Source organism: Anaerorhabdus sp., from assembly GCF_036641015.1.
Taxonomy (GTDB): Bacteria; Bacillota_I; Bacilli_A; order Erysipelotrichales; family Erysipelotrichaceae; genus Anaerorhabdus.
The window spans coordinates 1-12,991 of sequence record NZ_JAVWFO010000053.1 but is presented as its reverse complement, the minus strand read 5'-3'; the positions used below and the strand labels follow the sequence as shown (position 1 = coordinate 12,991).

10 protein-coding genes are annotated in these 12,991 nt (G+C 31.7%); 8 read left to right on the top strand and 2 right to left on the bottom strand.

The genetic code is table 11. The annotated features are described in order from the left end of the window. The 7 genes from RR430_RS07760 to RR430_RS07730 form a co-directional block, all read left to right on the top strand. The coding region (locus tag RR430_RS07760; RefSeq protein WP_332508872.1) for a hypothetical protein at positions 1-233 on the top strand (233 nt) is incomplete at its 5' end. Positions 234-263: 30 nt separating this feature from the next. Further along, on the top strand, positions 264-617 hold the full coding sequence (locus RR430_RS07755; protein WP_332488020.1) for a Crp/Fnr family transcriptional regulator: 354 nt from the start codon (positions 264-266) through the stop codon (positions 615-617). Between the two features lie 71 nt (positions 618-688). Then, positions 689-1,768 carry a BMP family lipoprotein gene (locus tag RR430_RS07750; protein ID WP_332508870.1) on the top strand — a complete coding sequence of 360 codons (1,080 nt, stop codon included), beginning with the start codon at positions 689-691 and terminating at the stop codon, positions 1,766-1,768. A gap of 24 nt (positions 1,769-1,792) precedes the next feature. Further along, the gene (locus RR430_RS07745; protein ID WP_332508868.1) at positions 1,793-3,310 is read left to right on the top strand and encodes an ABC transporter ATP-binding protein; all 1,518 of its coding nucleotides are present in this window, start codon (positions 1,793-1,795) and stop codon (positions 3,308-3,310) included. Then, on the top strand, positions 3,291-4,364 hold the full coding sequence (locus RR430_RS07740) for an ABC transporter permease (protein WP_332488014.1): 1,074 nt from the start codon (positions 3,291-3,293) through the stop codon (positions 4,362-4,364). The genes RR430_RS07745 and RR430_RS07740 overlap by 20 nt, the downstream gene beginning before the upstream one ends. A 1-nt stretch (position 4,365) precedes the next feature. Beyond that, positions 4,366-5,280 carry an ABC transporter permease gene (locus tag RR430_RS07735; protein WP_332488013.1) on the top strand — a complete coding sequence of 305 codons (915 nt, stop codon included), beginning with the start codon at positions 4,366-4,368 and terminating at the stop codon, positions 5,278-5,280. Beyond that, the gene (locus tag RR430_RS07730; protein WP_332488011.1) at positions 5,267-7,507 is read left to right on the top strand and encodes a CehA/McbA family metallohydrolase; all 2,241 of its coding nucleotides are present in this window, start codon (positions 5,267-5,269) and stop codon (positions 7,505-7,507) included. The genes RR430_RS07735 and RR430_RS07730 overlap by 14 nt, the downstream gene beginning before the upstream one ends. A gap of 37 nt (positions 7,508-7,544) precedes the next feature. Here RR430_RS07730 and RR430_RS07725 read toward each other — a convergent pair whose 3' ends face one another. Next, on the bottom strand, positions 7,545-9,875 hold the full coding sequence (locus RR430_RS07725) for a diguanylate cyclase (protein ID WP_332488010.1): 2,331 nt from the start codon (positions 9,873-9,875) through the stop codon (positions 7,545-7,547). A gap of 130 nt (positions 9,876-10,005) precedes the next feature. Further along, entirely contained in the window at positions 10,006-12,321 is a 2,316-nt protein-coding gene (locus RR430_RS07720; RefSeq protein ID WP_332488008.1) for a diguanylate cyclase domain-containing protein, read from the bottom strand. Positions 12,322-12,544: 223 nt separating this feature from the next. Here RR430_RS07720 and RR430_RS07715 point away from each other — a divergent pair. After that, the coding region (locus RR430_RS07715) for a helix-turn-helix transcriptional regulator (protein ID WP_332508866.1) at positions 12,545-12,991 on the top strand (447 nt) is incomplete at its 3' end.

The window sequence follows — 12,991 nt, the reverse complement described above, 5'->3', positions numbered from 1 at the left end:
CTTTTATTCCGGTTTCTTTTGATATAGGAGATCATGTAATTGAAATAAATAGTGAGGTTAAATATGGTTATATTTTTACTGAAGGAGCTATTGATGTAATGCATATTAACTCAAAGGATGCATTGTATACATATTGCCAAGACTATAATGCAAACTTTGTTGGATTGATGGAAATATTTTCTGGAAATAATCGATATTGTTGTACATGTCGAGCTCATAAAAAATGTGTTTGATTTCGCTTAAGCAAAGAAGTTTATTTAAAAATGTTAGAAGAATGTAGTGACTTTAAAACTTATTTAATTAAGTATTGGGCAAATCAGTTTTACAATCAAGCAATTAATCGTACACAATATCCAAATAACAAATCTGAAGAAAAAGTAATTAACTATATTCTTGAATTAGCTGAGAAAGTTGATGGATCAACAAAGACGGTTGAAATCGTAGTTAAAAGAAACGATATTGCAGAATATATTGGGTGTTCTAAACGAACTGTGTATCGTGTTTTAAACCGACTAGAAGAGGGTGGATATTTAACTAAAAAAGGACATCGTTTGGTTATAAATCCAAGTCAAAGAAATCGGATCATAAAAAAAATTAAGCAATTAAATGAAAGGTGACAATTGTCACTTTTTTTGTAACGGCTTTCATGGTATATCATGATTGAACGTAGTTCGAGGAGGAAAAGGAAATGAAAAAAATGTTAAAGGTGGCTCTAGCTTTATTATTAGCTGGAACATTATTTGGTTGTAGTAAACCAGCAGAAACACCAACGGAAGATGGGAAGACAACAGACCCAGAAACAAGTGATATTAAGGTAGCAATCGTGCTATCAACAGGCGGTCTTGGAGATAAAAACTTCAATGATATGTCTTATGATGGTTTAAAACAAGCAGAAGCAGATTTCGGTATTACATTCGATTATATCGAACCAACATCAGCAAGTGATTTTGAAGCTGGTTACCGTCAATTTGCAGATACTGGTGAATATGATTTAATTATTGGTTTAGCAGCTGACCAAGAAGATGCATTAAAAACAGTTGCGGCAGATTATCCAGAACAAAAATTCTCAATTATTGATTCATCATTAGATATTGCAAATGTATCAGCAGTATCAACAAAATGGCAAGAACAAACATTCCTATGTGGTGTATATGCAGGGTTAGCAACATTATCAGATATGGAAAAAGCTAATGAAGACAATGTATTAGGTGTAATCTTAGGTATGGACAATCCTAACTTAAGAAAAGGTGTTGTAGGATTTGAAGCAGGTGTTCGTTATGTTAATGCAGATGCTAAAATTTTAGAAGCAGTTGTTGGAAACTTTAACGATGCTAATAAAGGTAAAGAAATTGCAATGTCAATGTACAACCAAGGTGCTGACTTTATTCAACACATTGCAGGTGCATCAGGTTTAGGTGTATTTACAGCAGCTAAAGAAGCAAATCGTTATGCATTTGGAGTTGGTGGAAATCAAAATGCTATTGAACCAGATTATATTGCAGCAACATCAATTAGAAATGTAAATGAAATGGTTTATAACGAAGTTAAAAACTTTGTTGAAGGAAACTGGCAAGAAGGTCTAAAAGTAAGCGGACTTAAAGAAGATGCAGTTGGATACTCAAATGAATTATCTAATGTTGTTCCAAATGAAGACATTGCAGCAGCAATTGAAGAAATCAAAGCTAAAATTCAAAGCGGTGAATTAGTAATTTGTGAAACTGCAGAAGAATTAGATGCTTGGGTTGAAGCTAACCAATATAGCAAATAAAATAATATAAATTAGGAGGAAACAATGAACAGTGTAGAAATGATTGGTATTTTAAAACAATACCCGCATGTAACAGCTGTTGATCATGTTTCCTTTTCTTTAAAGCAAGGAGATATACACTCGTTGCTAGGGGAAAATGGAGCAGGGAAGTCGACGCTAATGAAGGTCCTCTATGGGATGACTCCAATGGATGAAGGAAAAATTCTAATAGATGGAAAAGAAGTAAAAATTAAGAGTCCAAAAGATGCGATAGATTTAGGTATTGGAATGGTGCATCAACACTTTATGCTCTCACCAGTAATGACAGTAATTGAAAATATTATTGTTAATAATGAACCTAAGAGTCGTTTCTTTATAGACAGTAAAAAAGCTAAAGAAGAAGTACAAAACTTAATTGATAAATTTAATTTTAATATTAATGGTGAAACTAAAGTAGAAGATTTATCTGTTGGAGAACAACAAAGAGTAGAAATTTTAAAAGCAATCTATCGTGGTGCAAATATTCTAATCTTAGATGAACCTACAGCAGTACTTACTCCTCAAGAAGTAGAAGAATTATTTGTTATTATGCGTAAGTTAAAGGAAGATAACAAATCAATTGTAATTATTACTCATAAATTAAAAGAAACACTTGCGATTGCAGATACAATTTCAGTATTAAGAGATGGTAAGATGGTTCAATCAAATTTATCATTAGAAAATGTTACCGTACATGATTTAGCAAATCTAATGGTAGGAAGAGACGTAGAGTTAAATATGCGTCGCAATAATACAAACAAAGGGGATACTTATTTTGAAGTTAAAAATGTATCTTTAGAAGAAAAAGGAATTAAAGTACTTAAAGATATAAATTTAAATATTTGTAAAGGTGAGATTTTAGGAATTGCAGGTATTGAAGGTAATGGACAAACAGAATTAATTGAGGTACTTACAGGATTAAAGAAGCCAACAAGTGGAAACTTTTATAAAGGTGGACAAGAAATATTTGGAAATCCAAATAAATTCATTAAAAATAAAATAGGACATATTCCTGAAGATCGTCATTTAAGAGGTTTAGTAGTAGATTTACCTATCGAAGATAATTTAATTTTGGGTTATCACGATAAAGAAGAGTTTATGAAAAACGGATTAATGAAGAAGAAAAATATTTCTGATTTCTCTAATAAAGCGATTAAAGAGTACATGATTAAAACTCCATCTAAAAATGAGTTAGTTGGATCATTATCTGGTGGTAATCAACAAAAGGTTGTTATTGCAAGAGTATTTGAACAAAATCCGGATGTATTAATTGTAGCGCAACCAACTCGTGGAGTTGATGTTGGTGCAACTGAATATATACATCAACAATTATTAAAATTAAGAGATGAAGGTAAATCTATCTTATTAATATCAGCAGATTTAGATGAAGTAAGAAGTTTGTCAGATCGTATTGCAGTTATCTACGATGGAAAAATAATTTGTCTACATAATGCGAATGAAGTTGATGAACTTCAATTAGGATTATATATGACAGGGGGAAAGGATGGTGCAAGTAATGAGTAATGAAAAATTGCTTAAGGCATTAAATTCTAGCTCAGTTGTTATTTCACTTGTATCTTTCGTTCTTGCGGTAATAGTAAGTGGATTGATTATGTTTCTTTGTGGATATAATCCATTTAGTGCATACTCAATTATTTTTGAAGGATCATTTGGAAGTTTAAAGGCAATATCAAATACATTAATACAAGCAACACCACTTATTTTAACAGGGTTAGCATTTATGATTTCTAAGAAAGCTACAATGATTAACCTGGGTGTTGAAGGACAATTATATTGTGGTGCGTTAGTTAGTGCAGTTGTAGGTATGACACCACTTGGATTACCTGGATTTGTACATTTATTAGTAACAATTATCGCGGGGGTATTAGCTGGTGCGGTGGCTGGTGCATTTATAGGATTTTTAAAAGTTAAGTTTGGGTCTAATGAAGTAATTACAACAACAATGACAAATTTTATTATTATAAATTTCTGTGATTACTTGGTTAACTATCCATTAAAATCTGAAGGTGCAGTAGCGCAAACAAACCTAATGCAAACACAAACATTGTTGCCTAAAATGTTTAGCGGTTACCAAATTACATGTGCAATCGTGATTGCGATGGTAGCGGCAATAATAATTAAATTTATTTTAGATAAAACACGTTTTGGTTATGAGATTAGGGTGGTTGGACTTAATAAAGCAGCAGCAGAAACAGCGGGTATTAATGTTAAGAAGATTATGATGTTAGGTATGAGCTTGAGTGGATGTCTTGCAGGTCTTGCAGGTGCTACTCATGTTATGAGTGTTGGTAAAAGATTTATTAGTGGATTTTCACCAGGATATGGTTTTAGTGGGATATCGGTTGCAGCATTAGCGTCAGATTCGCCATTAGGAATAATACTTGCGGGAATAATCTTTGGGGCATTGAAAACAGGTTCAATGTATTTAAATATGTCGAGCAAGATTCCAACAGAATTTGTAAGTGTTATTCAAGCGTTAGTTGTTATCTTTGTTTCAGCACCATTGCTTATTAAAGGTATTATCGGTTTAAACCGTAAAGCAAAAGGAGGTAAATAAAATGGACTTTGTAAATTCAATTCCTGGAATATTAAGTTCAATGTTATTTATGTCAATTCCTTTAATTCTTGCGGCACTAGGTGGCGTATTCTCGGTACGTGCAGGAATTATGGCGTTAGGTTTGGAGAGTATGATTCTAACAGGTGCATTTACTGCTGTAGTTGGAGCATATTTCTCGGGCAATGCTTGGGTTGGATTTGCTTGTGGTATTTTAGGAGGTATGTTCTTTGGGTTATGTCATGGCGTACTGAGTATTAAATACAAAGTAAATCAAGTTATTAGTGGTATTGGATTAAACTTACTTGCAACAGCAACAACAACTTTATTAATGCAAATTATTTGGGGTAATAAAGGAAGTTCAGCATCTGTTCCAAGTATTCAACAAAGATTAACGTTTTTGAAAGATATTCCAGTAATCGGTGATATATTTGCTAAACAATCAGTAGTATTAATATTCACGGTTATTTTGGCATTACTTAGCTGGGTTATATTATTTAAAACACCATTTGGATTACAACTTAGAATGGTGGGAGAAAATCCTAAAGCAGCAAGTAGTGTTGGGATACCTGTAAAGAAAATGAAATACATTGGAGTTATATTGTGTGGAGCACTTGCAGGTATGGCTGGAGCATATTTATCAATTGATAACTTAAATTTATTTGTTAGAGACATGTCAGCAAGTAGAGGATATATTGCAGTAGCTATAGCAATTCTATCTAGATATAACCCTTTAGGGGTATTACTATGTGGTGGCTTGTTTGGTTTATGTGATGCAATTCAAATATATGCACAAGGTTATGGAATACCATCACAATTAGTTCAAATGATTCCATACATTGTTACATTAATTGTATTAACAATAGGCGTTAAAAATATTCAACCACCTGCGGGTGTAGGAAAATATGAAGATGAGTGAGGAAAATTCAATGGAACATTTTAAAAACAATTCGATTCATTGTACCGATATTTGGAATGAATCAGCACAGTATCCAGATGTAACAGTTAATCACAACAATGAAACTTATGTTGTATGGCAAAAATATTTGGATCATGAAGAAGAAATTATTTTTGCACAAATCAAAGATAACGAAGTACTAGGTAAGGTAACTATATCTGGAAAAGGTTTAGCGCTTAGACCATCAATGCATACATTTAAAGATGTAATCTATGTTGCTTGGTCAGAATTCTATGATGAAGAATGGCATTTATGTATACGTGATTTTAAAGATGGAACATTTGGACAAACTAAAATTATAGAAACTGCGGAAGCTTTATTCTATCCATCTATGAAAGATGATGGAGAAAATCCAGTTGTTGTCTATAACAATCAAGGTATAGGTTACTCAAATGTTGTAATCGCTACTTTAGGTTTTGAAGTTAGTAAAGAAGTTGTTAATGTATCTAAAAAAGCTTATCGCCCATGTTTTGATCATGATGGTAATGGAAATTTATTTGTTGCTTATGATCGATATAATGGTGAAAATTATGATGTGATGGTACGCGTAAAAATTAATGGTACTTGGGGTGAAGAAATAAAACTAAGTGACAATGATATTTATTGTACTCATCCAGTAATGGTTTCTCTACCAGATCGAGTAACAGTTGCATGGTATGAAAATGGTGCAAACTGTTATTTCAACAACAATGTTCGCGATGTTATGGTAGTAAATGGTGAGGTAGTATGTTCAACAATTACAATGTTGGTTGAAAATAGAAACTGGTATAACAATATTGATTTAACAGTAAATGATGCTGGTATTGTTGTATGCACTTATACTTGGGGTAAATACAACGCAATTATTAAAGTTCGTGAAGATGATGTATGGTCAGATCCAATTGTAATTACATTTAATGATGGTCGTTGTGCAGTACGTCCAAAGATTGCGTTAGATAATAACAACGTATTACATTATATTTGGCAATTTGGTAATAGAAATGGACATGAACACCGTTTTGCTGAAATCATCTATAACGAAGTAAGCTTAGAAAACGCACGTAAATTCTATGATCATGAAATTGAAAATACAGTTGATCAATTCATTCAACCAATAGAAACAGATAAGAAATTAGATGCTCATCCAAGTGATGTAGTGAAAACTTGGTTGAATAAGAATGGATATAATGATTTAATTGTTAACTTTGGTGATATTCATGGACAAAGTAATTTGTCAGATGCATTAGGTGAAATTGATCAATATTATCACTATGCTAAGAAAGACGCAAAGATGGATTTCTGTGCGCTTACAGATCATGATAACTATCCAGATATTGCAACGGATTCAGAATGGGAATGGAATCGAACTACTCGTAACTTATTTAATGGTGAAGAAGACTTTGCAGTATTATTAGCTTATGAGTGGACAAGTAATGAATACAATCATGACTTTGGACATAAGAATGTTTATTATCCTTCAAGTAAGGGCGGATTATATCGTTCAACAGAACCTGAAGGAAATACACCGTATACATTGTTTGAAAGTATTAAAAAAGATGGTGGACAATGTATTCCTCATCATCCTGCTGCTGACTGGGGACTTGTATCAGCTGCAACAGATTGGGATTATGTAGATGATGAAGCACAACGCTTAGTAGAAATATTCTCACGTCATGCAGACTTTGAGAAGTATGAAAACACATCAAGATTCACTAAAAATATTAAAAAGAAATTACGTTGTTGTGTACAAGATGCACTTGAAAGAAACATACGTGTAGGTATTATTGCAGGTAGTGATTCTCATCAAATGGAACATGGTATTGAAGGTGGCATTATGGCTGCATTCATTCCTAATTTATCAAGTGAAAATGTTTATAATGCAATGTATAATCGTTTTGTATATGGTACATCTGGTGCAAGAATATTACTATCATTTAAGATTAATGAACATCATATGGGAGAAGAATTATTAGTACCTAAAGCAACTCCAGTATTTGGTGAAGTTAGTGTACTAGCAGTAGATAAAATTCGCTCAGTTATTGTTTATAAAAACAATGAAATATTTGTAGAAAAAACAGTAGATGGTAATGCTTTAGACTTTACGTTTGAAGACACAAACAGATCTGAAACTGATACATATTATGTACGTGTTGAACAAATTGATGATCATCTTGCTTGGAGTTCTCCAATTTGGGTTGATGAAAAATAAAAACAAGAACTCTTAAGAATTCTTGTTATGGAAGGTGCTAGTGAATGCTAGCATCTTTTAATTTTTTTATTTGTTGTTTTAACCGTAATTTAATTAGGAATTGTGATAAAACAGTAGCTGTTAAGCGGAAGGACATTTGTTCTTCATTAGTTAAATAGCGACACTTTCTACATTCATCAAATCCAATACAACCAACAAAACGATCTTCATCATAAATTGCATATTGCAATAAAGATTTAACACTTAATGCATCGAGCCGTTGTTGAAAGAAGGGATTAGTATAAATAATATCAGGACAATATAAAATTCCTTCGGAGTTAAACATGTTTAAAAAATCACCCATTTGATTAGGTACTAATGGCATATGAAGTGATGACAGTAAAGGAGTTCCAGTTGCTGCCCATTCATATGTAATATGAGAATCATTTCCTTCTTCGTTAGCTTCGTGGATATAAACACGACTTACATCATAGTACTGTCCAATAATCTCTAATATCCTTTGTAAATCATTCTCTAAGTCTTTGCTTGCAAGTAAAATGTTCATTGCGTATTGTGATAAACGTTGATTATCAGGAATAATGGATTTTTCTGAAATAATATCCGCTCCAATTGCTGATTTGGATGCATATGTATGATCATCTTTAGTATAAATAGTATAACCGTTTCTACCGTTTTCTTTTCTTTGGTATAGTGCTTCATCAGCATGGTTAAATAATGTGTAATAATCTATTGTCCCTCGTTCATAAATTGATATACCAATACTACAAGTAATATTTGAAGTATCATCAGTGGGTTTTAAGGTTGATAAGTTCTCAAGTAGATACTGTGTTTTATCTTCCACGGTTTCAATTGTATCGACATTTGGGAAGTATACAATAAATTCATCACCACCAATGCGACCAACTAAATCAGTTGAACGAACTTTGGATCTAAGGACTGTAGATACATCTGATAATAATTTATCACCACAAAGATGACCGAATGTGTCATTAACATGTTTAAAGTTATCAATGTCAATAATCAATAATGCTTGTAAACCGCTAGTATGATTGTGTTCAATATTCTCTTGAATAAGTGAATTAATAGCTACTTTGTTGTATAAACCTGTAAGAGAATCTCTTTGAGCTTGATCAATAAGTCGTTGTCTTTGTCTTTTTTCTTCATCAATATCAACGATTAATCCAATTGCCTTGATTGGATTTTTATCCTCATCAAATTGGGTAGTTGATCGTATTTTGCACCAAATAAAACTATCGTTATTATTTCTAATTCTAAACTCTTCTTCAATACTTAGTTTTCCACTTTTAATATCAGTCATTGCTTTCATGAAATATTTTGCATCTTCTGGATGAACATTTGCGGTTATTGGGAAATTTTTAGAAATGTTTTCACAAATAGGTTCATAACCAAATTTAAGAAAGAAATTGTTAGAGAATGTAATATCGTCTTCAATCAAATCCCATTCAAAAAGAACGTCAGTTGTTTGATTAGAGATAACTTCATATTTTTCAAGTGTTAGTCGTAACATCTCTTCAGATTTCTTACGATCACTTATTTCAATTAAAATACAATAAAATGAATTTTCATTTTCATTCTTAGTTAATCTTCCTTTGTCTAGTATCCAAATAGGTTTACCTGATTTTTGAATAATACGATATTCTATCTCGATATCATTACTATTCTTGAGTTGTTCTTTTGATTCTTTTAAAATACGAGCACGATCATCTGGATGTATCATATTAATAAATTTATTATCAAACAAGGTGGTTAGTTCTTCTTTGCTGTAACCAGTTATTGAAAGAAATCCATCGTTGTACGTTTTAAATGTAAAGAACTCATCATTTAAGCATTGATGTGCTCCGCCTGGTACTTGTGATGAAAAGTTTTCTAATTCACGAATTCTTGAGTCTAATTCTATGCGAACAGCTTCTCCTTTTAGATTAGCTAATTTTGATATGAAGAATTTTCCTAATTCCTGATTTGCATCAGGGTGAGAGAAGTGCATATGTACAAGTTTAAATTTACCTTCTACTTCTTGAATAATAATTGAAACTCTAACATTTTCTTCTGATAAAGTAGAATCATCGGGTATTGCGATTAAATGTCCATATACAAGACAAATGGTATTGCTTAATTTTATACATTGTAAGTTTGTTTCGGTTACAGTAAAAAATCCATTGTATTCATTGATTTCGTTTTTTAAAGCTTGTTTAGCTTCATCTAGATTATAACTGTATTCATCCTTGCCAGTACCTATCCAAGATATATCATTATCAAAACACTTTAATAAATTATCTAAATCTCGATCAGCGTAATATGTGTTTTTTAAATCATTTACAAAGTTTAAAGCACGTTGTTCAATACCCATAAAACTATCTCCCTCTTATTATGATAGGCAACGTAAGAAAAACCATGATTGTCATCTAAGTCTATTCTATCAAATAAGCTTAGATAAAACTACATGAGAAATATTAAATTTATTTAAGTAAAAAGTGCATTTATTGTGAAATGCACTTTTTAAGTCTTTGTTTTAATCGTAATTGAAGTAAGAATATAGCTAAAACACTTGATGTAAGCCTGAATGATTTTATTTCCTCATCGGTAAATGATTTAGTTTCACGACAATCTTCAAATCCAACTCCTCCAGAGAATTTACCATCATCAATGATAATGTATTGAAGCATTGATTTGATATTTCGTTGAACTAGTGGTTCTGTTAATGGATGATCAGCTGTGTCGACATTTGGGAAATATAGTATTCTATTCTCATCGAAATAATCCTCATAGTTTGCTAGAGAGTCAGTGTATTCAAATTCATCATTATATACATGATCTTCTCTTAATATATCCCATTCGAAAGTAATTATACCTTTAGTGTTATTTTCATCATTTTCAAATATGTATGCACGTGATACATCGTAATATTTAGCTATTATTTCAAGCATTCTTTGGATGTCTGATTCTAAATTTGTACTTGCATGTAGAGTATTTAATGCATATTGTGATAGTCTTTGACTACCAATCAATAAGTCATCGGAAACAATTGGAGTACCGGATGCTGTTTTGATTTGTTTTGTATTACTGTCTTGTTGATAAATTGTATAGCCATCTCGACCTTTAGATTTTTGATCGTAAAGTGCTTCGTCAGCGTGTTGGTATAAAGATAAATAATCAACAGTGTTACGATTAAATATAGCAATACCAATACTTACGGTTAAAGCTTCATCAGAAGCATTAAGTGAAATATCATGCATACTATTAATTAAGACTTGTGCTCTTTTCTTTATCCCATCAACTGAAGCGATATGGGAGAAATAAATTAAGAATTCATCTCCTCCAACTCGACCAATTAAATCAGTAGCACGAGTTTTACTTTTAAGTGCCATGGCAACATCTGATATTAAACGGTCACCAACTAAATGTCCATAAGTATCATTTACTTGTTTAAAATTATCGACATCAATAATAAACAGTGCTTGAATTCCATCGCAACCATCATGTTCCATAGCTTCCGAAACTAAACGATTGATTGCGGCTTTATTGAATAGACCTGTTAATGCATCTTTTTGAGCTTGGTCCATTAAATTTTCTTTTTGCTTTTTTTCATCATCAATATCTATAAGTATACCAATAGCACGAATAGGTGTCTTATTTTGATCATATAAAAGAGTAAAGCGAATGCGTACCCAAATATATTTGTTGTATTTATTTCGTATTCTTATTTCTGTATCGATGTGTGGAGATCCTTCATTGATATTTTTGATTAGTTGCATAAATGCATCTACATCATCTAAGTGAATATTTTCTGGGATTGTGTTATCACGAAGTAAGCTTATAGGAATAGGGTCGTAACCGAATTTCTCGGACCAATTTGTTGAGAATACTAATTCATCTTTTACAAGATCCCATTCAAATACGATATCAGTAATTTGGTTTGCGACTACTTGATAACGTTCAAGCAACAATCGTAACTCTTCTTGTTGTTTCTTTCGGCTTTCTATTTCAATAAGGATGCAATAAAAACATACATCATCATCACCATAAGGTAATACACTACATTTATCTAAAATCCATATTGGTTTATTCTCATGATTTAAAACACGATATTCAAAATCAATGTTTGGATCACCAGCTCCATGATTTTTGACAGTATCTAATACATATTGACGATCTTCAGGATAAATCATATTAATGTATTGATTATTAAATTTCTCTATTATTTCTTGTTTTGTAAAACCAAACATATTTAAGAAACTATCACTAAGTGATGCAAATGTAAGGTAATCATCATTCAAGCATTGGTGAGCACCACCAGGAACTTTAGTAGTTAAATTTTCAAGCTGGCGGATATATGCATCTAAATCAGTACGCAAAGAATCTGTATCTTTTCTTAACTTACTTGATATATAGTACTTACCTTCGAGTTGGGTATAATCAGGATGTGAAAAATGAATGTGGCTTAATTTCAAATCTGGATATCCTTCAAAACAAAGAGTAAGTCGAACATCTTCTTCGGCAAATTCAGGATCTTCTGGAATAGCTTTTAAATAACCATAAACTAAACCAGATGTATCAGATAATTTTGTAAAAAAGAAGTTAGAATTTTCAATGACAAATTTTCCACTATACTCTTTAATTTGCTCGATTATTGCTTCAGCTGCAGCCTCTTTACTAACACTAAATTCATTTTTTCCAGTCCCTATCAACGAGAAATTGTCAGCAAAATAATTTTTCAATGATAAAAAATCTCGTTCATCAAAATACTTAATCTTTAACTCGTTTGTTAGGTGTAAAGCTAATTCTTCTAGATTCACAAAAAATCACTCCTTTTTAATGAGGTAGAGCTTTGGACATTTATATCGAATTATTTCTGGTAATTTATTAATTCAATTCTAACAAACAATGGCACAAAATACTATTAATTTCTAAAATATTCAAAAATATACAATAGCAACGAATTGTTGCGGGATTGCAAGGTATGAATGGTAGAATGATATTGTAAGTTTATATACAATTTCTTTGAAGGGTAGGTATTATATGAAATTTAATGAAAAGTTATTACAACTTAGAAAAGAAAAAGGTTATTCACAAGAAGAATTAGCACAGAAATTAGGTGTATCAAGACAAGCGATATCTAAATGGGAAGTAAGTGATTCATATCCTGAAATGGAGAATATATTGGAAATTTGTAAACTATTTGATGTTTCTATGGATTACATGCTTAAAGAGGGTGTTATGCGAGATAAGAATGATGATGTATCAAATCAATCTAAGAAGTACGGATTTATGTTGGGAACCATAATCTGCATAATTGGTTTATTGTTTAGTGCAGTTGGGTGGTATGAAACTCAAACAATGAGTGCAGTAGGAATGGGGGTCATTATTCAGTTTGGTGGTTTTGTAGTTTATCAGTTATTAAAAGGAAGTACCAAAGATGATTTTAAGTTTTATTCATTTTTTAGTCTTTTGATATTACCGTATTTT